The 20,276-nt window shown below is 47.3% G+C and carries 18 protein-coding genes; 10 read left to right on the top strand and 8 right to left on the bottom strand.

Annotated features, from left to right (window positions below):
* Nucleotides 1-35 precede the first annotated feature (35 nt).
* From AACQ84_RS07605 to AACQ84_RS07595, 3 genes are all read left to right on the top strand, one after another.
* The gene (locus AACQ84_RS07605; protein ID WP_041443851.1) at nt 36-1,499 is read left to right on the top strand and encodes a phosphoglucomutase/phosphomannomutase family protein; all 1,464 of its coding nucleotides are present in this window, start codon (nt 36-38) and stop codon (nt 1,497-1,499) included.
* 84 nt (nt 1,500-1,583) lie between these two features.
* Nucleotides 1,584-2,114, top strand: a complete 531-nt coding sequence (locus AACQ84_RS07600) for a hypothetical protein (protein WP_012307105.1) — start codon at nt 1,584-1,586, stop codon at nt 2,112-2,114.
* A gap of 364 nt (nt 2,115-2,478) precedes the next feature.
* The gene (locus AACQ84_RS07595) at nt 2,479-3,414 is read left to right on the top strand and encodes a hypothetical protein (protein WP_041443491.1); all 936 of its coding nucleotides are present in this window, start codon (nt 2,479-2,481) and stop codon (nt 3,412-3,414) included.
* A 103-nt stretch (nt 3,415-3,517) separates the two neighbouring features.
* Here the strand turns inward: AACQ84_RS07595 and AACQ84_RS07590 are convergent, their stop codons facing one another.
* Together AACQ84_RS07590 and AACQ84_RS07585 are read right to left on the bottom strand one after the other, a co-directional pair.
* The gene (locus tag AACQ84_RS07590; RefSeq protein ID WP_041443490.1) at nt 3,518-6,421 is read right to left on the bottom strand and encodes a hypothetical protein; all 2,904 of its coding nucleotides are present in this window, start codon (nt 6,419-6,421) and stop codon (nt 3,518-3,520) included.
* A gap of 326 nt (nt 6,422-6,747) precedes the next feature.
* A complete protein-coding gene (locus AACQ84_RS07585; protein ID WP_012307102.1) occupies nt 6,748-7,092 on the bottom strand; it encodes a hypothetical protein in 345 nt (114 codons plus the stop codon).
* Nucleotides 7,093-7,397: 305 nt separating this feature from the next.
* Here AACQ84_RS07585 and AACQ84_RS07580 point away from each other — a divergent pair, with 305 nt between their 5' ends.
* The 3 genes from AACQ84_RS07580 to AACQ84_RS07570 all read left to right on the top strand — a co-directional run bounded on the left by AACQ84_RS07580 (nt 7,398) and on the right by AACQ84_RS07570 (nt 9,985).
* The gene (locus AACQ84_RS07580; protein ID WP_012307101.1) at nt 7,398-7,871 is read left to right on the top strand and encodes a cupin domain-containing protein; all 474 of its coding nucleotides are present in this window, start codon (nt 7,398-7,400) and stop codon (nt 7,869-7,871) included.
* A gap of 67 nt (nt 7,872-7,938) precedes the next feature.
* Nucleotides 7,939-9,078, top strand: coding sequence for a hypothetical protein (locus AACQ84_RS07575; protein WP_200807219.1), 1,140 nt, complete (start codon nt 7,939-7,941; stop codon nt 9,076-9,078).
* Nucleotides 9,068-9,985 carry an oxidoreductase gene (locus AACQ84_RS07570; protein ID WP_012307099.1) on the top strand — a complete coding sequence of 306 codons (918 nt, stop codon included), beginning with the start codon at nt 9,068-9,070 and terminating at the stop codon, nt 9,983-9,985. Before AACQ84_RS07575 ends, AACQ84_RS07570 begins: the two co-directional genes overlap by 11 nt.
* Nucleotides 9,986-9,994: 9 nt before the next feature.
* Here AACQ84_RS07570 and AACQ84_RS07565 read toward each other — a convergent pair whose 3' ends face one another.
* Nucleotides 9,995-11,452, bottom strand: coding sequence for a PPC domain-containing protein (locus AACQ84_RS07565; protein ID WP_012307098.1), 1,458 nt, complete (start codon nt 11,450-11,452; stop codon nt 9,995-9,997).
* A gap of 467 nt (nt 11,453-11,919) precedes the next feature.
* Between AACQ84_RS07565 and AACQ84_RS07560 the strand changes: the two genes are divergently transcribed.
* Genes AACQ84_RS07560 through AACQ84_RS07550 form a run of 3 tightly spaced genes read left to right on the top strand, consistent with a single transcriptional unit; the run spans nt 11,920 to nt 16,404 of the window.
* A complete protein-coding gene (locus AACQ84_RS07560; RefSeq protein WP_012307097.1) occupies nt 11,920-13,302 on the top strand; it encodes an efflux RND transporter periplasmic adaptor subunit in 1,383 nt (460 codons plus the stop codon).
* A 13-nt stretch (nt 13,303-13,315) separates the two neighbouring features.
* On the top strand, nt 13,316-14,032 hold the full coding sequence (locus tag AACQ84_RS07555) for an ABC transporter ATP-binding protein (RefSeq protein ID WP_012307096.1): 717 nt from the start codon (nt 13,316-13,318) through the stop codon (nt 14,030-14,032).
* Between the two features lie 2 nt (nt 14,033-14,034).
* On the top strand, nt 14,035-16,404 hold the full coding sequence (locus AACQ84_RS07550; RefSeq protein ID WP_012307095.1) for an ABC transporter permease: 2,370 nt from the start codon (nt 14,035-14,037) through the stop codon (nt 16,402-16,404).
* A gap of 8 nt (nt 16,405-16,412) precedes the next feature.
* On the opposite strand, the gene AACQ84_RS07545 is transcribed toward AACQ84_RS07550, so the two are convergent.
* Nucleotides 16,413-17,594: a DUF1176 domain-containing protein gene (locus AACQ84_RS07545; protein WP_012307094.1), complete on the bottom strand. Its 1,182-nt coding sequence runs from the start codon at nt 17,592-17,594 to the stop codon at nt 16,413-16,415.
* A 63-nt stretch (nt 17,595-17,657) separates the two neighbouring features.
* A complete protein-coding gene (locus AACQ84_RS07540; protein ID WP_012307093.1) occupies nt 17,658-18,560 on the bottom strand; it encodes a hypothetical protein in 903 nt (300 codons plus the stop codon).
* 559 nt (nt 18,561-19,119) lie between these two features.
* On the opposite strand from AACQ84_RS07540, the gene AACQ84_RS07535 reads away from it, so the two are divergent.
* Complete coding sequence (locus AACQ84_RS07535) at nt 19,120-19,419, top strand: hypothetical protein (protein WP_012307092.1); 300 nt, start codon at nt 19,120-19,122, stop codon at nt 19,417-19,419.
* Nucleotides 19,420-19,567: 148 nt separating this feature from the next.
* Here AACQ84_RS07535 and AACQ84_RS07530 read toward each other — a convergent pair whose 3' ends face one another.
* Genes AACQ84_RS07530 through AACQ84_RS07520 form a run of 3 tightly spaced genes read right to left on the bottom strand, consistent with a single transcriptional unit; the run spans nt 19,568 to nt 20,263 of the window.
* Nucleotides 19,568-19,780 (bottom strand): hypothetical protein, encoded by a 213-nt coding sequence (locus tag AACQ84_RS07530; protein ID WP_041443487.1) that lies wholly within the window; start codon nt 19,778-19,780, stop codon nt 19,568-19,570.
* Between the two features lie 27 nt (nt 19,781-19,807).
* A complete protein-coding gene (gene pgr5, locus AACQ84_RS07525) occupies nt 19,808-20,005 on the bottom strand; it encodes a cyclic electron transport protein PGR5 (RefSeq protein WP_012307091.1) in 198 nt (65 codons plus the stop codon).
* Nucleotides 20,006-20,053: 48 nt separating this feature from the next.
* Complete coding sequence (locus AACQ84_RS07520) at nt 20,054-20,263, bottom strand: chlorophyll a/b-binding protein (protein WP_012307090.1); 210 nt, start codon at nt 20,261-20,263, stop codon at nt 20,054-20,056.
* Between the last annotated feature and the right edge of the window lie 13 nt (nt 20,264-20,276).

Raw genomic sequence — 20,276 nt, 5'->3', positions numbered from 1 at the left:
AAGGACGTTTTTAAGTTTTTGAGGCAGAGATTGTGTTGGCGTTTGGGAATCAACAGCCGATTCGGTTCGGCACAGACGGTTGGCGTGGCATTATTGCGGCGGATTTTACCTTTGAACGGGTGCAACGGGTGGCGATCGCCACAGCCCATGTTTTAAAAGAAAATTTCGCAAACCAAGCCATTGATAACACGATAATCGTCGGCTACGACCGGCGGTTTCTCGCAGATGAATTTGCCCTTGCTGCCGCCGAAGCGATCCAGGGGGAAGGATTTCACGTACTTCTAGCCAATAGTTTTGCGCCAACCCCAGCCCTGAGCTATGCCGCCCACCACCACAAGGCTCTGGGGGCGATCGCCTTAACGGCCAGCCATAATCCAGCGGGTTATTTAGGATTAAAAGTGAAAGGGGCTTTCGGCGGCTCGGTTTCCGAAGAAATTACGGCTCAGATTGAAGCGCGACTGGAAGCCGGGATTGATCCTCAACATTCAACGACGGGCCGTTTAGATTATTTTGATCCCTGGCAGGACTATTGCGCCGGATTACAGCAACTGGTTGATTTAGAAAAAATTCGCCAGGCGATCGCCGCTGGTCGTCTCCAGGTCTTTGCCGATGTAATGTATGGCGCAGCGGCGGGCGGTTTGACCCAACTGCTCAATGCGGCGATCCAAGAAATCCATTGTGAACCAGATCCTTTGTTCGGCGGCCGCCCACCAGAGCCTTTAGAAAAACATTTGTCTCAACTGCAACGCACCATTCGCGCCGCCCATAATCAAGATTTAGAGGCAATTCAGGTGGGATTTGTCTTTGATGGTGATGGCGATCGCATTGCTGCTGTGGCTGGGGATGGTGAGTTTCTCAGTTCCCAAAAGCTAATCCCGATTTTGCTGGCCCATTTGTCCCAAAATCGCCAATATCAAGGGGAAGTGGTAAAAACTGTCAGCGGCTCTGATTTAATCCCCCGTTTGAGCGAATACTACGGTTTGCCAGTCTTTGAAACACCCATCGGCTACAAATACATTGCCGAACGAATGCAACAGACCCAGGTGCTTCTTGGTGGCGAAGAATCCGGCGGCATTGGCTACGGCCACCACATTCCCGAACGGGATGCGCTGCTGGCGGCATTGTATCTCCTAGAGGCGATCGCCATTTTTGATCAAGACCTCGGCGAGATTTACCAGAGTCTTCAAAGCAAAGCTAATTTTTATGGCGCCTACGACCGCATTGATTTACATTTGCGGGATTTCTCCAGCCGCGATCGCCTATTAAAAATCCTCGCGACAAATCCCCCCAAGGCGATCTCCAACCATGACGTAATTCACAGCGACCCCAAAGATGGCTATAAATTCCGCCTTGCTGATCAAAGTTGGTTGCTGATTCGCTTCAGTGGTACCGAGCCTGTACTGCGGTTATATAGTGAAGCGGTCAATCCTAAAGCCGTACAAGAAATCCTCGCCTGGGCGCAAACCTGGGCTGAGGCTGCCGACCAAGCCGAAGGTTAGACTAAACAGACAGGGAAGATGAAATATTTCTCCCTGCTCTGCCTGGGTTCACTGCCGAGTTAATGCCTTTGCACTACTAAAAATATGATGTTCAATCGCTCCCTCGCCATTTATTCCACATTAATTTGCGGCAGTTTCGGGATCTGCTCCACGAAGGCGATCGCCCAACCCCAGTGCAACGCCCCCTTAACAGAAATTGTGCCCCAACTCCTGGAAGATCTACCCAGCTACGGCAATCGGGTCATCCAACGGGCGCGTAATTTAGACCGCACTGAAGATAGTTTTAGTTATATTGTCATCGCCAGTCCAGGAAATTTAACTCCTCTGCCCCTCAAAAATCGTCAATATACGCCGACGGTTCCTGACACCACAGAGCAGATTTTTTTCACCACCTTAGAAACCCAATACAACAACAGTCAAAAAATCAGCTTTGAAAACTACTATTGGTTGTTTCTAACCCCTACGAAAAATGGTTGGGCGATCGCCAATGTCGTTTCTAGCCTTGCCAATCCTGATCCTAGCCAACCAGCTAACCCTCCCCGTGATGCTTCCCGAGGTTCCGTGGGTCAAGCCACCAAGCTTTGGCTCCGCGATTTTAATGCAAAATGCCAATAGGCCGAGATAATCAAAACACTACAAACTTAGAATAGCACTGTAACAGTACACAACAATAAAAGCATACATGAATACAAAATTTATTTCTTGGCTAATAAAATCAGCTAAAGCCACTAACCTATGACTTTTTAGAAAATGAATATGAGTATCGAGTATTTCAATGAAACTTCACATTTTTCTTTATTCGTATTTCTAAAAAGTTTGTTAATATTCTGAAAACTCTAACTTTTAGTCAATTATCTAGCTCTAAGAGCTCAGGATTTCTGTTTGTTCGTCTATAAGTTTGAGTTTGCCTAATTATCATGGATAAAAGATTATTCCAATGAAAAACCTTTCTGTAAAGCTTTTAAGTGGAACAGCCACCATGACTGCTGTTTCTCTGATGGCGATTAATCCTGCTACTGCGGATACTGTTTCCGGTTCTGTCACTTTTACCTCTGCTGGCGAAGCGATTTCTGCCTATGCGGTTGAAGTAGACAGTCCCGGCAGTCGTTTCAACTCTGCCGAAATTGGCATTGGCTATCGTCCCCTCGATGTTGGCCAACTATTCACTGTTGGCAACACCTTATATGGTTCTCTTCTCAACGATGGTCTCGGGACAACTCCCAATGTACCTGGTGTTAATGGCGGTAACGGAGTTAACGGTATCGGGAGCTTAGCTTCCTTTCTTACTCAAAACAACTTAACTCTCGTCGGTGGTGCTGGTGCGATTCAAAACATCATTGCACAGCTCAACAGTGATGCTAATGGTGGTGTGAATTTAGATAACATTGACTGGACACTAGCTAGCGGTAATACCATTTGTGCTGGCGATTTAGTTTCCCTAACCCCCACTGAAAATCCCGTCTGTTTTGAGGTAGAAGCAGTTGCTCCTCTGACTGTTACCGACGAAGGCTTTGTCGCAGCTAATGTTGAGCTAACGGGTTCCTTTGACCCCACTGTTATTCTGTCTGACGCCCTTGGTTATCTTGAATTCATAGCTCAAGATGTACGCAATTCTTCGGTTGTGCTTGCCAATGGTTTAGATAACACCGATCTCGGTCCTCTAGTTGATGCTATCCTTCAGTATTCTATTAGTGAAGTTCTCCTAGGTGGTGGTTCTTTAGAACAGGTTATTGCGACTGTCTACGATAATCCCAATCTTACTACCGACACCAAAAATGCGATTTTTCAAGCCTTGGCTGAAAGCGGATATCTTAATAGTCTATCTACTATTGATACCGATCTCGATGCCCTCCTCGGCCCTGGCGGTGTAGCAACCATTAATCCTTCTACACTAGGTCTTCTACCTGTGCCTTAAAATCACTGTCATTCGAGCTTTTCAAAGAATTTTATTCATTCTTAATTCCTGATTTGCAAAGGAGAGATAACGACTAAATCATCTCTCCTCTTTTCTTCTTTGGTTAAAAACTAAAGCGGCTACGAAATTCAAAATCAAAGCCAGTATCACTCGTCCCAATTCGCCCTTCATAAAAAGATGTGCGGCTTTTTATCGAGTCATAGCGCAAGATTAATCCTATTGAACTGCCTTCTGTCCGCTGACCTAAACCAGAAATCTCATTATCAAAGTTTTGTGTATAAATACCAACTGAAATATTGGGATTAAGCCGCTGGCGTGCCGTTAAACTTGTGAATAACTGTTCCCCAAACTCTAAGCGGTTAATAATACTCAAACCTGACTGTAGGCCAATTTGTCCATCAAGCAGTCCGACCCAGTTACGTAGGTTTTCATCTTCATTAGTACTAGTACCTTGAGAATAAAATAAGGTTGGTCGCAGAGTCCAACCCATTCCAGGACGGCGTTCACCATATTCGTAACCCAAGGTCAAATTAAACCGGCTTTGGGTATCTGTATTGAAACGAAATGTCGGGCCATAGGTTCTAACTCCCATGGCCATTGAATTTTCATTCAAAATAGGAATTTCTTGAATCGCGTTTGCAAAACCCTTTAAATAAGCACCAATTGCTGGCTCGTTATTATCAATAACTTTTTCTGTGACACCAGGAGCCACTTGACTATTAAACGTAGCCCAGATGCCTGCATTAAGATTGTAATACCAAAGATCAGAAGAACCTGCGTACGCTAACTCAATAGCTGGAACATAAGCGATACCTTCATAAATTGAAGTAAGAGATTGAACTTGATCAATTTGGGCAATATTAATCCGATCAAACGCAATGTCAGAGCTTTTAATCGAATTAGGCAAACTACTAAATTGAGTGGAATCCGTTGAAAAGCGCTGTACAAAACGTTGTCCACTAGGTGTTGTCAAAAGAACTTCTGTGCCAAATGTTGTACGTGGCGATCCCGGAGAAAAGTTAGGTGAAAAAACGACATTTTCTGTTTCTTCGGGTGTTTCAAATAGACGATCTTCTGAAGAAGGAATACTGACAAAAGTCAGTTGCCCAAATTGTGAAATATCAACTGTGGAAAAGAAAGGTTGTCCTGCAGTTGAGCTTAGTTGTTGTTCTTCGATTATTTGAACACGACGCGGGAACAATCCGGTACGAAGCTGCCATAACTCTGATGTTTTAGGTGTGATATAACTATCAGAAGTTAATCTTCCCGATGTTTGTGCGATATTAGTATTAAAATCAGCATATAAAAGACTTTTATCCAGACGTAAACCAAGCTCTCTTAATTCTTGAGATGTTGCTTTCGTATTTAAACCAGAAGTGAGCTTACCCTGTTCGAAGAGTTCTTTTGCTGTATTTAATGAATCTTGAACACCATCCTCATCAACTGCTTCAAAAATTCCGCCTAAAAGCAAACCAGTTGTAATATTAAGAAACTGAATCCCATCAAATTTATCTCCCCAACTGCCTACTGTGAAACCAAGGCCAGGGTTAGCAAAAATTTCTGTAAAAGTAGCAGAAGGCTCCTCAGCATGGTACGTAATGGCTGCGCGCTTGTGAGGACGGCTTAGATATCCTTGATACCAACTGGTTGTTTCTGTAGTGACTCTAGCATTATCAATTCTGGGACTACGACGAATCCCGTTCCAGAGTAGTGAATTTAGATAACGTCGTTCATATTCTTTTCCGGTTAGCTCTGGGTTGACTAAAACATTTAAAAGATCAAGGTTTTTGAAGTCATCAAAGGGACGAGCAAACTTAACACCTGGCACTGAAGTAAAATCAAGATCAATTTCAATTCTGTCGCCTTTGGTCAGATCTCCAAAAACAATTCCCGTATTCGTTAAATTTTCCCTAGGAATAAACTCTCCCTCACGGAGATCAACATTGTTATCCAATAACTTACTTAAGTCGCTAGTGGGAAATGCCTGCAAAATAACTGGTGTCCGGTCATCTTCTAATCCTTCGAAAAGATTTTTACCTCCCTGGGTAGAATTGGTTGATGTTTCTCCTAAGCCTGGTGGAGAATTTAAAAGCTCACTAATATCAGTAATGCTTGGATCATTAAGATCAATACCGCTATTAATAATCACTTGACCGGGAAAACCATCATTGGAAGTGACTTGTCCAGCAAATGTTATGATATCTGCCTGACGTAGTTCTTCAATAGATAGAATATCCGTCGTGCTAGATCCATCAGCTCGTATTCTCGGAATATTCCAAACAGCCTGTAATCCCCAAAATGAAACTTCCTGACGAGCGTCACGTATTTCTCGGATATCTGTGGTTTGTCCCTGATACTGAAGACCACCAACCCAACCTTGGGTTTCAAATACAATTCTATTATTGGGGAGAACCCAATAGAACTGATTTTCCTTAGGAAAGAGACCATAAGTGATTTTATCAATTACAAAATCACTGTTGTCAATTTGAAGATCAAATTGACCATAACTTTCTAGCTCAAAAGGATTAAATTGCAGAGGTTCAAAAGTTATATTATCAGTTGGATCGATGAGAAATGGATATCTCTGTGAGCTAATCGCGAGAGAACGTAACATAAACCGTCTGATTAATTCTTTTCTCCTATCAAGATTTTCAGATTCACTTGCTGCTTCTTTAAAATCTTGTTCTAATTCTTCTGTATTTTGATCTTCTAAGTCTTGGCGAATCGGAAACTCTGGTAGAATCCCCTCTTCGAGATCTATTTGTTCTGGACTGATTTGACTATCATTAAATAATTCCGAGTTTAAAGGGGATTGTGCAATAACTTTTATTGCTTCATAACTAGATAGTTTTTTTTGAAGGTTGTCTTGGTCACTCTGTCCATTCTCATAAGATAGCCTGTCTGTCTCTAAGGGGAAATTTGCGGCGATACTTAAGGTTTGATTTGTTCCTAAATATCCCAAGTAAAAAGTGACTAAAAGTGGCACAACTGACTGTTTAATTGTCATTTTTGATCTAGAGCAGACCACCAGCAACCATAAAGAGCTGTGGATACATAATTATGGATTTCCTTACGCTTTTTACCACTTCTTTATCGTTTAGACCACATATATTACCAATTGTTGCAAATTGGAGTAAGTTTTTTGTAGCCAAAATCATTTTTATCTTTTCAACACAGCTTATTGATTATTCAAAAAGAGATAAACAATCTTCAGGAATAAGTTTTGTTGATTACTTTAATCAAGATAAAAGTATAAAATATAATTTTTTACTTCAAATGAGAGGGGATTGTATCGGGTCTAAGCCGCTTATTTCAGACCGATACAATTCACGTCTAGAAATTCCAATTCTCAAAGGTTTGGGGTCGAGAATTGGGGGTAGTCGGTTCTGGTTTTGGATCACCCAAGGAAGAATCTACTTCGTGAACTGTTGCGGGGACTGGTTGTGGGTCACCACCAGGATTGGCAATGCCGCCATGATCCTCACAAAGGGCTGGCCCCACGGTGCCGAGGCCACTGGAGCTGCCTGCATAGCTGTGGAGTGTGCCATCTGCGCATTCAATGGCCCAGATATCTCTCCCATCTTTGTTATAGAGATGATAAGCGTTCCAGGCTAAAACGGACTGTGGCATTAAGGACAAGGCCATTGCCGGAATCATTAAGAAAGTGAGTGTTTTCATCAGAGGCTACCTCTTTTTATTCAGTTGTAAAACAGTCAATACTGGGGATTAGTTGCGGCGTATTAATCCCGATGCAGTATGACCCAGCGACGAGTGGCTTCAAGGGAGCCGTCAAGTGAAAAGAACTGCTTGATGATATCTGGTGTGGGTCTGTTTCGATCATAACCGACAGGAAAAGAACTAATGGGGCGTCTGTTTCTGGGCGCTTTGCAACTCAACTTTAAATTGTTGTTTCAGTTTGCTACTGGGAAAAGTTTTTTCTTCTATCCTTTGGCCATAGTCCTAATGCTTGGGAGAAAAATTCGATGGCGACAATTCGTGGAAAAGTTTGTGCCGGTTTTGCCTTGGCGATCGCCAGTGTGCTCACCCAGCAAGCTCTAGTCAAAGCCCATCCCCCTGAACATTTCTCCCATCCATCTGAGATTGCCCAACAAAGCACTGGTATAGATTTACCACCGGGGCCAAATACAATGTTACGGGCGCCGGTGAGCATGGCAGAAAACCTCGAAGTGATTATCTCAGACGTGATTATTCCGCCGGGGAGAAGCTTGCCCCTCCATTACCATCCCGGTGAAGAATTTATCTATCTGCTCGAAGGCTCTGTGATTCATATCGAAACCGGAAAACCCAACCAAATTCTTGTAGCAGGCGATACCTATGTGATCCCGCCCTATGCCCAGCACGCTCCCCAAGGAGGCCCAGAAGGTGGGCGAGCTATTGTTTTTCGGGTGCATGTAAAAGGAGAGCCAGAGCGTATCCTAGTAGAAAATGAAGAATAAGTTCTCCATCCAGGGGCAAAAATAGCTTGAGATAATGAAATTATTGAATCGATTCATTGGGGGTCTGATGCTAGTCTGGCTTGCCCAGGGGACTAAAGCCGCAGCCTTTATGACCCACTTAATTCCCGGCCACGAATACCTCACCCTTTTTGCCCTTGAACAATTGCAAACAAGCCCCGATCCCCTGACGCGCAACTTCTATGGCACCCCCGTCGGCTCCATTGATCGTCAAGCCCATCCTTTATTTAATGGCAATACCCTGGTGGATTTTCCGGGGCTAGATCGTCCCTTTGCCGAGCAGTTGATGCAGATCTTAGTCGGGCCAGAAGATTGGGAAGTTCTATCTGAAGCGGAACGGGATGAATTATTAGCGGGCATGATTCGCCACGATGACAATCGCTCCCAAATTACAAACTTCACGCGCAATTATCTGGGGAACGCCCAAGAAGAATCCGTCAGTGCCCATGAATCCTGTGGGTTATCCCATAATTTCATCAAAGACATCATTATCCATGGCGTTATTTCCATGGCCGGGCCATTGTCCCCACAGCCAGACTCCGACAGTTTTGACCAGCGACATCGAAAAATGACGGGCCTTAAATTTATTGGGGCTGCCCTCCATACTCTGCAAGACTCTTTTTCTAAGGCCCATACCCAAAGACACCCGGACACATGGCTCATCGAAGATATTTGTAGTTATCGCTTTGCCTACTTCGGCCGCAATGAATCTTCTGGCTATTCGGTAGGCTGTGTCCACACCCATTTTCCCTTTGAGGAAGATTTTGGTGGTGGGTCGTTATTAATCGATGATCAGGTGTGGGACCGGGGTCAAACGGGCTGTGAAATAGGAACAGACGGTCAATTGATCAAAAGTTTTGCTTGCCTAAAGGATGAGACCAAGATGGCCGTGGTGGTCACGCGGGATTTGCTGGCATTATTAGTGCCTTTTTTGAACCACGCCCTCTGGCACCAAGAGGTTTTACAGACTGAGCTAGAAACGACCTTGATGGATTTTTTGCAGACTTATCACCCAGACCCAGTGTTAAGGGCAGCCGACCAGGGGATTATGAGCTGCGATCGCCTGGTGGATTTTTCACCCCACACCCGTTTCGATGCCCACCCCCCAGAAATTCAACCCGTTACAATCGACTTTGAACCAGTGCCGTTCCAGCAAAATTTAATGGAGATATTTTTGAATGACCTTTAAGCTCGATAGCCTGCCTTCACAACAAGGCAAAAAAGCCATCGTTACCGGCGCAAATACAGGGCTTGGCTTTGAAACAGCCCTCGGTTTGGCAAAAACAGGCTGTCATGTGATTTTGGCCTGTCGGGACATGGACAAAGCCGCGGCGGCTGCAACTGAGATCCGTCAGCAGATCCCCGACGCTAACGTGGAGACAATGGCGTTAGATCTGAGTCAATTAGCCTCTGTTAAAGAATTTGCTACGGCCTACCGTCAACGGCATCAAACTTTAAATCTCCTCATCAACAATGCGGGGATTATGTTCCCTCCCTATAGCCAAACGGTAGATGGTTTTGAAAGTCAGTTTTGTGTGAATTATTTAGGCCATTTCCTCTTAACGGCGCTCTTAATTGATCTGATGCCCGACACCGCAGAATCACGGGTTGTTTCGCTCAGTAGCAACGCCCATAAATTCGGCAAAATTAATTTTCAAGATCTACAGTCCGAGCAAAACTATTCGGCGACGGCGGCCTATGGCCAGAGCAAGTTGGCTTGCTTACTGTTTGCGGTGGAGTTGCAACGGCGGCTAGCAGCAAAAAATAAGAACATTCTCTCGGTGGCGGCTCACCCAGGCATCGCCCCCACGGAACTTGGCCGCTACATTCCGGCATTTTTAGCGGGCCTGATCCGTTTGATTTTTGTGCCTTTTTTCGCAAATTCCGTCGCACAAGGCGCATTACCCACCCTGATGGCCGCCCTCGACCCAGCGGCAACCGGAGGCGACTATTTTGGCCCCCAAGGCTTTGGGGAGATGTCCGGCAAACCAGGACGCGTTGAGAAATCAGACCAAGCCAAAGACGAGGCGATCGCCAAGCAATTATGGGAGACTTCTGAGACGCTGATCAACTGTCCATTGACGATCCCAGACTAACGACGATGGTCAATTCCGTGGGTCATGTTCGCATAAAATGCGGTCTAGTCCTTCCAATTGACTGCAATCGATTGTGCCGTTCCCAGCATTCCCAGTAGAACCATTGGCACTACCGAGCGAAATGCCTTTGAGCAGAGACATACCCTTAAATCCCGATTGTTGATTATTCGCCCAACTGCTCGGATGACTGTCGCCAATGGTATAGTTGCCTGCTTTTAAGGTGGCATTCGGGCGCACAATCCAATAGGCATTGGGCACGCCCCCTTGACCCGGTTGGGTCGTCGCTTGCCAGGGGCCATAGGTGGTGCCTTCCTGATGGGTCAGCCACATTGTTCCAGGAGCTTGACCCCGGGCATCGTTCCAATGGTAGTTCATGAAATAAGTCAACCGTGCCGCATTCGGTAAAGAAAACTGTGTGGCACTACTTGGACTATTACGAACACCATAAATATTATTGTTATCAAAAAGAGTTACTTCTTGAAGGGCCACTTCTGGGGGCGCTGTTGGTGCTTGGGCAGCGGAATTATTTTGATTGAGACTGAGAAGATAGTCCCCTGTTTCGCCGGCTTCATAGCTATTAACAACGATGGTATATTCCCCCGTATCAGGTAGTTTAATGACTAATGTTTCCTTCTCGCCTTTCCAGTTGTCATCAATTTGTGCGATTGCTTCTCCTTGGGGATCAACCAAAATTAACAATCCATCAAAAGCTTGGGTTTCAAGGGTAATTTGAATCGTATCTCCGGCTTGCCCCGTAAATAGATGCGCATTGTAAAATGTCCCATCATCAAAAACCCGACTATTCCTCGTTAAGGTGCCTCGCCATTGCCTTGAATTTGCGCCTGTTTGGGTCTGGCTCGGTGTAGATGACTGGGTGGCGCTGTTATATTTATTTGCTGAAACGATGCAATAGGCGTAGCTGTTGCGGAACGTGTCGGTGTTTCGCACCTGTACCCAACTGGCGGTTCCTTCGACATAGTAGGGCAGCGGGCCTTCAATCATCCGCACTTGGCGCGTTTGGGGGCCAAATTCTAGCAGATAACCCTTGCCCGCCCTGAGATCAAAGGGGCCAGTAACTTCCCAGATCCCATTATTTTGAGTCCAGTTAGGCCGCATTTCTGAGGTGATCATTGAAAAAATGACATACACAGGCCCAGGGTTTTGGGGACCATCATTGAGAGCTTCTTGGTAAGGCGTCCATTCTAAAGGCCCCTGAAACGGTAAACCATAGTTCCCACAGGAAAGGGCCACATCACCGCCATCTTCCTGGGACGTATTTTGGGAACTGGACTGACTACAGGGAACTTCCACAAGGCGACAGTTGTACTGGTCACAAACTTCCTCAAAACAGCGATTTTCGAGATTATCGAAGGGGTTGGCTGCGGTGAGGGTCGCCCCTTGGAACATCAGTAGGGCTCCGAGAAAAACAGTCCGACTACTAAAATTAGCAACCTGTTGAATCTTCATTTGCCTTCCCCCTGTGTTGAGAATGGGGACATTGCTTTGAGATTTAGAAAAAGGCTTTTTTTAGGAATAGTCGATCTATTTGACTACTGGCTAAATTCGTTGCGACTTTAACAATTGAATTGTTGCTTTTTTTCTAGATCTTTCCTTATTCTCATTGTATCAAAGTAATTTCAGGGCCATAGGTAATGTTTTAGACTTTACTTTAGGGTTTAATTTTTTGGTCAATAAATATTAATTTGTGTTGATAATTTTAAATTAAAGCCAATAGGGTTTTGCTAGGGAACAGCAATGATTGTCGTCCTCAGGTTTTGCAAAGAGAATCCGGCTCAGAATCAGGCGATCGCCAAATAATTGATCGCAGTATGATTTAGCGAAACATTACCATACCAGGCTGAGGTAAGTGGCAATGGCTACCATGGAAGTAGGCTCCCAGACTTATAACCTGACTCCATCGGTTTCATTGCGTCGTGGCCACAAACGCCGTCGTATCCTCAAAAGTTTTAGACCTTCAGCTCAAACCATGGCTGTATGGTTTGGGGATCATCGCCGTTGCTGGAATTTGTGTTGTCCTCTTCCGCCCAAAACCGATTCCGGTAGAAGTCGTGACCATTAAACCGGGGCCTTTGCAAGTGATGGTCATTGAGGAAGGACAGACCTACCTTGAGGATCGCTACCTGGTGTCTACCTCCGTTGCAGGTTATGTGCCCCGACTGGATCTTGAAGTCGGTGATCCGGTGAGTCAGGATCAAGTAATCGCCCAGATTGATCCCCTCGAATTTGATAATGATGTGTCGGCAATCTTGGCCCAAATCAACGCCCTCCAAGCCGAAAAAACAGGCGTTGCCACCCTCCGACCAAAGACAGAGAGTTTGACCCAAGCAGAAGCCAAGATCAAGGCGGTTGAAGCGGAAATTGCAGGGGATCAGGCGATCGCCACGGAATTGAGAATTCGTTTCATCCAAGCGCAACAGGAACAACAACGGGGAGAATTTCTCTACCGCAATGGGGCCATCTCGAAACAAGCGCTGGAAACATTGGCACTGAATACGAAGGCGATCGCCCAAAATTTAGAAGTGGCGCAACAAAGACTGAACCAAGCCCAGGCGAATCTGCAAGAGGCGATCGCCGCACGGGATGAACTGCGGGCCACCCAACAGGATCCTGATTATTTGCTCGAAGTTTATGATGCCCAAATTCGCAGTTTAGAGGCAGAGCTTGCCAACCGCACCGACCAAGTCCAACGCACCGCGATCAAAGCGCCCATCAGTGGCCAAGTGCTGCGTCTCTATCAAAAAAATTACCAATATCTGGAAGCGGGACAGCCCCTGCTAGAGCTTGGAGATCTACAAAATTTAGCAGTGATGGTGGATGTGCTCTCCAGTGAAGCGACTCAGATTCAACCCGGAAATCCCGTCATCATCAACCAATGGGGTGGCGATCGCCCTTTGACGGGCCAAGTGAAACGCCTTGAACCAGCGGCTTTTACAAAAGTGTCGGCCCTCGGCGTCGAAGAACAACGGGTGAATGTGGTGGTTAGCCTCGATGACATTCCCGCCAACCTGGGCGATCAATATCGGGTCGAAACCCAGATCGTGGTTTGGCAAGCCGAAGATGTATTGCAGGTGCCCCTTAGCGCCCTATTTCGCTGCGATGAGCAATGGTGTGTGTTTCTCATGGAAGCGGGACAGGCCCAAGCGGTGGCGGTGGAGATTGGCCACAAAACGGAACAAAATGCCCAAGTCAAAAGCGGTTTAGCTGCCAATGATCAAGTGATCCTTTATCCCTCTGGAGATATTCAAACTGGGCGTCGAGTACAGCCCCAAGCAGACCGTGCAGCGCCGACAAACTAGGGGGGCAATAATTATGACCGACTCACCCATTGTTCTTTTTTGGATCCAACACCTTTCCAAGACCTATTACATCGGCGATGTGGCCGTACAAGCCCTAAAAAATATCGATTTAGAATTATACGAGGGGGAATTTGTCGTGCTGTTGGGCGCTTCGGGGAGCGGCAAATCAACCTTGCTAAATATTTTGGGGGGTTTAGATATTCCGAGTACGGGCGAAATTTTTTTTCGGGGCAAAAGTCTCACCACCGCTAATGAAGCGCAACTCACCCGTTACCGCCGCAACCATGTGGGCTTTGTGTTCCAATTTTATAATTTGATCCCAAGTCTGACCGCCGCCGAAAACGTGGCCCTCGTAACGGATCTGGTGGCCCATGCCATGGCACCAACGGAGGCTTTGACCTTAGTGGGTTTAGAGAATCGCCTCGATCATTTCCCGGCTCAACTATCGGGGGGCGAGCAACAACGGGTCGCGATCGCCCGGGCGATCGCCAAACAACCGGAGGTTTTGCTCTGCGATGAACCGACGGGAGCCTTAGATTTTCAAACCGGGAAACGGGTGCTGCAGGTGCTTGAACAGATTAATCGAGACCTGGGCACCACCGTCGCCGTAATTACCCATAATGCCGGGATTGCGGCCATGGCCGACCGGGTCTTGCGGATGCGTAGTGGGGAAATTGTCGCCATCGAAACGAACGCGATTAAACAATCACCATTGCTTTTGGAGTGGTAGGGATGGTTGCACCGCTGGATCGAAAGTTATGGCGAGACCTACAGGCCCAGTGGGGTCAACTTTTGGCGATCGCCCTCGTGGTGGCCTGTGGCATTGCTTGTTTTGTGATGATGCTCAGTGCTTACCATTCCCTGGTGCTGACCCAGACGGCCTACTATGAACGCTATCGGTTTGGCGAAGTGTTTGCGGAACTGAAGCGCGCGCCCCAAAGCTTACAATCACAAATTGCCGCCATCAACGCAGTTCAGGAAGTACAAACCCGGATTGTTGCCGATGTCACCCTCAATGTACCAGGACTCTTAGAACCGGCTACAGCCCGGTTAATTTCCCTGCCTCCTAGACGCGAGGGGATGCTCAATGGTTTGTTTTTGCGCAGTCCAGGCACCTTTCCCGATCCCCAGCAGCCTGAGGAAGTGCTCATCAGTGAAGCCTTTGCGATCGCCAATCAGATCCAAGTGGGCGATCGCCTGGGGGCAATTCTCAATGGTCGCTGGCAAAACCTCCGGGTCACGGGCATTGCCCTCAGCCCTGAATATATCTATGCGGTTTCCGGGGGGAATATTTACCCAGACGACAAACGTTTTGGCATTCTCTGGGCCAACGAAACCGCCTTAAGTCACGCCTTTGGCCTTGATGGTGCTTTTAATAGTGTGGTGCTCACGTTGACCCCTGGAGCCAATGAACGGGCCGTGATTACCCAGTTAGATCACCTCCTCGAAGGCTATGGCGGCTTGGGGGCCTACGGTCGCCGTGATCAATTTTCTCACCGGATTGTGAGCGACGAGATTCAGAGTTTAGAAGTCTCTGCCACGATCCTACCGACAATCTTTTTGGCGATCGCCGCTTTTTTGCTGCATATTTTAATCTCCCGTCTGATTGCCATCCAAAGGGGACAAATTGCCGTGCTCAAGGCCTTTGGCTATACCAATGTCCAAGTGGGCTGGCATTACCTCAAATTCATGTTGCTGGTTTTTAGTGGTGGTGCTGTCTTGGGGTTGTCCTGCGGGCTTTGGCTCGGACAAGGTTTAACCCAACTGTATGCAGACTTTTTCCATTTTCCCTTCCTGCGCTACGAAGCCAGTGCCCTGCTTATCATCACCGCCTTGCTTATTAGTGGCGGTGCGGCCTGTATTGGCGGATTGATGGCGGTACGGGAAGCGATTCTCTTGCCCCCAGCCGAGGGCATGCGACCCAAACAACCCGTGACATTTCGCGCCACCATAGTCGAAAGATTGGGCTTACAACAGTTTTTTTCGCCGGCCGGACGGATTATTCTCCGCAATCTCGAACGTCGTCCCCTCCGTGCTAGCTTATCGATCCTCGGCATTGCCGTGGCTGTGGCTATTTTACTAACGGGGTTTGGCCTGCAAGGATCCATGACGGCTTTAATGGATATCCAATTCCAAACCGTGCAGCGCGAAGACATGACCTTAACGTTTAATCAACTGTTGCCCTATCGCAGCCGCTATCACCTGCGCCACCTCCCAGGCATTCTCAAGACAGAGGTTTTTCGGTCGGTGCCAGTGCGGTTACGCCACGGCCACTATCAATATCGCCTGGCGATTACCGGCCTCGAACCCCAAGGGGAATTACGACAACTCGTTAACCGTCAACTGCAACCTGTATCTTTACCACCAGCAGGTCTGGTCTTGGGCACAAAGTTGGGGGAAATCCTTCATATTCAACCCGGCGATCGCCTCGGAGTCGAAGTCCTTGAGGGGAAACGCCAACAAACAGAAACCTGGGTGATGGGCTTAGTGGATGAACCGATTGGTCTATCGGCCTACATGAATTTAGCAGCGCTGAATCAAATGCTGGGTGAAGGCCAGGTCATTTCCGGAGCCTATGTTCTCATTGACTCCCAAGTAAAAGAACAACTTTACCAAGCCCTAAAACAATTACCAGCCATTGAAGGAATTGCGTTTCGGGAAGCTCTGTTAGAAAGTTTCCAAGCCATTAGCGGCGAAAGCCTCCAGATTATGACCGGCATTATTGTCCTCTTTGCCTGCATTATCACTTTCAGTGTGGTTTACAATTCAGCGCGCCTTGCCCTGTCCGAAAGAAGCCACGAGTTAGCCACTCTGAGGGTGATGGGATTTACCCAAACCGAAATTGCTTTTATCCTCCTAGGGGAACAAACTCTGCTCACATTCATCGCCATTCCCTTGGGTTTGGGGCTGGGGGTACTGCTGCTCTGGCTGTTGGTGCAAGCTTACAATACGGAGCTTTATCGTCTACCGTTAACCCTAAATTCCGGTATCTATGGGCTGACGGCTTTGATCGTCATTGTCACGTCTCTCATCTCCAATCTGCTCATTTATTCCCAGCTTCAGGCCCTGAATTTAGTGACCGTCTTAAAAATTCAAGAGTAGTCCCTCAATCAATATTGGGTCAGCCAAATGGAGCCGATGGCGGCATGGTCTTCGTATTGGGTGGTCGTTTGATAGCTGTCTTGGCGATCAGGATAAATACCTGCGTAATCGCTTAGGGTCCATTGATTCGAGCGGAAAAAGAGCCAGGATGTTTGGTCAGTGTTGAAAGGGGAGTCGGCAAATTGAATCAATTCTCGACTTTCATTTTCTGTGCTGTAGCTGAGGGTTGCAGGGCCATAGGCGGCGATCGCCTCGGATAGGAGAGTGCCAGGGCCAACTCCTGCCGCGGTACGGTAGCTGGGATTGTCCACCATAATCCGAATAATTTTGTCCTGGTCACCGGGGAGATTGTCACCACTGTCCCCATCAAAGGCCACCACAAACTGGGCTGCGCCATAGAGATTTACTTGCCAGCCGGTGGGCAGATCAACCCCCAAAGGCACGGCTTCCAAGGTGGCCGCTTCGGGAAGTTGGGCTTTGAACTCTCTAAAAGTCATTCCTAGACGGGCAGGCCCGACCCCCTCGGCGGTAATTAGATAATCTGCACTGGGCGATCGCACGCCGAGATCCGCACAGCCATTGGGGACGCCATCGATCAAACTAGCAGAGACAAGCCGCAGGCTATAGCCATCCCAATAATATTCAGAGTCCTCTAGGCAAGTTCCTGCGCCGTTAAATTTATAGCCATTGCTGAGAACGCTAGTTTCTGGGTCAAAGGTGGGAAAGCCAGCGAGGGCCAAGCGGGAATGGGTGATGGTTTCACCGTCAACATAAACAAACTCATAGGCTCCTTGGTAGGCCGCCATAAAGCACAGCACACTCACCAAATATTGATCTTCGCCCTGTTGATACACCGCCGCATCATCGAGATTCGCAGCCAAATTATCGTTGTCCAGGCAGAGGCCAAGGCTGGCTTGCTGATCCACCACCCGCTGAAAAATACTGGCTTTTTCCGATCCAGTCACCGTGCGGGCGATCGCCACGGGGATTGGTGGAGTGATCCCTGGCTCTGGGGTAGGAAGACTCGGCTCAGGTTCAGTTGGGGTTTGTTTTAAAACAGCACCAAAGCCCGGTTGGGGCGGCGAGGGCTGAATACTGGCGGTGGTGCGGTTCCCAAAAAACTGATAGGCGGCGATCGCACTGAAAACAAAGGCCGTGGCGGGGAGGGTGTAATAGTAAAATTTTTGCATGGTGGGCAGGGCTCCTGGGTAATCACTTTAAATTTCAGTCAAACATTCCAGCCAAAAAAAACGCTAGAGACAGAGTTGCGCAGAATAGGTCTGGGAACCCCGACCCGGTTGACAGCGCCAGGTCACTTGGCGATCGCTGACCGTCCAGGTGCCATTGGCATTTTTATTGAGGGAAATCGTAAACCGTTGCCCCCGCACCGAATCATCCAACAGACCTTCTTGGGTGATCGTCACCGTAGAGCGTTGGGGGTTTTCCACCGTATCGTTTTGTCGTTCGATGCTGACCCGAAAACTCTCTGGAGTGTAACCAAGGCCTTTTGCCGTTGCCAAAGCCACCATGAGCGGATCTTGGGCCGCCCCCTGGTTGTTAGCAAATAGGAGTGGCTCGCTCGTCTGGGCCAATAACGTCGCCTGATCAAATAAATTCACCAAAGACGCCTTGTTCACGCTTTGCACCTCAACGATCCCCGGCACATCCGGCGCTTCGTACCAACCATAGGCCACATCAAACTGGCTTTGAATTTCCGCAAAAACCACATCAATGCCATTAATTGATGCCCGACTGACCTTCGGATTTGGCCCCACGGTGCGCCCCTGGGCAAACTCTTGGAGGGTTAAATTTTGGGGGTTGGGTTGCCGCCGGAGGGTCTGGGGATAAATGGCATCTGTCCCTAGCACGGGGGTTCCTTGGGCAAGGCAACGAATCAAATTAAAATCTCCCGGCCTGAGGATTGAAATGCTGCCATCATTGCGGAGCATCGTCCGGAAATTTCGGGGAATTTCCAGTTGGATACCAAATTGCTCGAACTTAACAATACGGGTTGCATCAACGGCGCTTAAATCATTCGTATTCCGACAAACCCCTTGGCTGGTGGCCGGTGGTAACTGTCGTGAAATGCCAATTCCCCCAAGGGCGATCGCCCCAGCGATCATTAAACAATTGCCAACTAATTTTTTGTTCATCATCACACCTTTGCCGATAACCTTCTGACTTCAACAGATTTAAAATTCGGAGATTTATTTACACCGACGATCCCAAGCCAAAAAAGTTTTTCTCGTTTACTAATGCCCCCAGCTTAAACAGGATTTTTCTGGCCTCAACGATGGTTACATTTTTTGTGACATAAATTCGAAAGCCGCAAGGCAATTGCCGACAAAAACCCGAAAGACAAGATTAAGATTTCTTAAGGCTATTTCCTGGCTCATTGAAGACTTCGATGACAAGTTGTTAACCTGAATTTATCGATTTTTTATGAATTTCTCCCCTACAACGAAACAATCAACCCCTAGGAAAAATACAGGCCCGGCGCACTTTCTGGAGTCATATTTAAAACGAATCAGCCTGACATGAAAATTTGGCTCAGAACAACCAAAAACTTCAATATTTTTTCTATACTTGATTTAGTGTGGAGCGATCTGCACAGCGCTATCTGACCACGACGGAACAAATTTCAGCAAATAAGCGGACTTTGTTTACCCAGCCTTGATCAACAATTGAAGCGAAGTCGAACAAGAGGAGAAAACGATGAATTTACCCAGCAACAAAGACGAGCTAGTCACCCAGCTACATCAGCAAATTGACGAAGCCTCTCGGAATATCGATGAATTAAAGCTCCAAGCTAATCTTGCCAAGGCGGAAGCGAGATCTGCTTTTGAGGCGAACATTGCCACCCTCGAATCCCAAAAAGTTAAGTTGCAAGAACAGGTCAATCACCTAAAACACAGCACAGATAATGCCTGGCAAGAACTGGCTGAAGGCTGTCAGAAGTCCTGGCATGAGTTTCAAAGTGCGGTGCAAAAGGCGATCGCCCAGTTCAAGGCATAACTCTCCATATTCATTGAGAACGCCTTTTAATCTCTCCCATAAAAAACTCTAAAACCCCATCCCACCGGAGTTTTAGAGTTGATGATCACGATTGCTCGTGTAGAGGAGAATAAAACTTGGACAAACTTGTAGAAAATTACAGATAACCCTAGAAGGCATTCACGGCGATCGCCCCGATGGTACCCGTCCCGAGCAACCCTAAGATCTTCATCCCTAAGGCCCCAAGACTTGCCCCCTGCTGGGAACGTCGTTTGAGAAAACTGTAGATGTGGGGCGCACCAGCTAGGAAAAAGAGAATCGCAACAATACCCGCATTTTGAGAAGCTGGGGTTTGTTTTTTGGTGATTGGTTGACGGGACATAGTGAGTACCTAAGAATGCAACGGAGTTTAGGCCATGAAACCTAGGCGGTGGCCATTGGATTTCGCGAGGCGAATTAGATTTTGTCGCGTTTTTGCGTCGAGGCCGACGGTGTTGCAAAAGTTGGTGATTGTCTTGCAATGAAGACCAATGACCTTACCACGAGTTTTGTTAAAACGGGCTGTACCCATGACTTTGCGAATCAAGATAACCAGGGAACCAAACATTGCAACTAGCCTCGTAAAACGACAAATAACTGGGAAAAAACTAAAAAATTAGAGTTGGAACAAGAGATTGATCAGGGTATCGCCACCAATCAATTCCGTTGCGATGAGCGCCACAAAACCAATCATTGCCAGGCGGCCATTTAACTTTTCGGCGTAGGCTGTCCAGCCGGCGGTATGTTCTGTATCAACGTAGACTTCAGGCTCGATTGCAAAGCTGTTGAGTTGACCGAATTCGTTGGAAGTATAACCAGTAGCCATTGAGGGAACCTCG

The organism is Picosynechococcus sp. PCC 7002, assembly GCF_963860125.1.
In the GTDB taxonomy this organism is placed as follows: domain Bacteria; phylum Cyanobacteriota; class Cyanobacteriia; order Cyanobacteriales; family MRBY01; genus MRBY01.
The sequence above is the reverse complement of the archived record's forward strand: the minus strand, read 5'-3'. Positions and strand labels throughout refer to the sequence as shown.

Excerpts from the sequence above, each read along its gene's own strand:
- AACQ84_RS07600 (WP_012307105.1), top strand. The coding sequence starts at position 1,584 with ATGATGTTCAATCGCTCCCTCGCCATTTATTCCACATTAATTTGCGGC.
- AACQ84_RS07595 (WP_041443491.1), top strand. The coding sequence starts at position 2,479 with ATGACTGCTGTTTCTCTGATGGCGATTAATCCTGCTACTGCGGATACT.
- AACQ84_RS07590 (WP_041443490.1), bottom strand. The coding sequence starts at position 6,421 with ATGACAATTAAACAGTCAGTTGTGCCACTTTTAGTCACTTTTTACTTG.
- AACQ84_RS07585 (WP_012307102.1), bottom strand. The coding sequence starts at position 7,092 with ATGAAAACACTCACTTTCTTAATGATTCCGGCAATGGCCTTGTCCTTA.
- AACQ84_RS07580 (WP_012307101.1), top strand. The coding sequence starts at position 7,398 with ATGGCGACAATTCGTGGAAAAGTTTGTGCCGGTTTTGCCTTGGCGATC.
- AACQ84_RS07575 (WP_200807219.1), top strand. The coding sequence starts at position 7,939 with ATGCTAGTCTGGCTTGCCCAGGGGACTAAAGCCGCAGCCTTTATGACC.
- AACQ84_RS07570 (WP_012307099.1), top strand. The coding sequence starts at position 9,068 with ATGACCTTTAAGCTCGATAGCCTGCCTTCACAACAAGGCAAAAAAGCC.
- AACQ84_RS07565 (WP_012307098.1), bottom strand. The coding sequence starts at position 11,452 with ATGAAGATTCAACAGGTTGCTAATTTTAGTAGTCGGACTGTTTTTCTC.
- AACQ84_RS07555 (WP_012307096.1), top strand. The coding sequence starts at position 13,316 with ATGACCGACTCACCCATTGTTCTTTTTTGGATCCAACACCTTTCCAAG.
- AACQ84_RS07550 (WP_012307095.1), top strand. The coding sequence starts at position 14,035 with ATGGTTGCACCGCTGGATCGAAAGTTATGGCGAGACCTACAGGCCCAG.
- AACQ84_RS07545 (WP_012307094.1), bottom strand. The coding sequence starts at position 17,594 with ATGCAAAAATTTTACTATTACACCCTCCCCGCCACGGCCTTTGTTTTC.
- AACQ84_RS07540 (WP_012307093.1), bottom strand. The coding sequence starts at position 18,560 with ATGATGAACAAAAAATTAGTTGGCAATTGTTTAATGATCGCTGGGGCG.
- AACQ84_RS07535 (WP_012307092.1), top strand. The coding sequence starts at position 19,120 with ATGAATTTACCCAGCAACAAAGACGAGCTAGTCACCCAGCTACATCAG.
- AACQ84_RS07530 (WP_041443487.1), bottom strand. The coding sequence starts at position 19,780 with ATGTCCCGTCAACCAATCACCAAAAAACAAACCCCAGCTTCTCAAAAT.
- pgr5 (WP_012307091.1), bottom strand. The coding sequence starts at position 20,005 with ATGTTTGGTTCCCTGGTTATCTTGATTCGCAAAGTCATGGGTACAGCC.
- AACQ84_RS07520 (WP_012307090.1), bottom strand. The coding sequence starts at position 20,263 with ATGGCTACTGGTTATACTTCCAACGAATTCGGTCAACTCAACAGCTTT.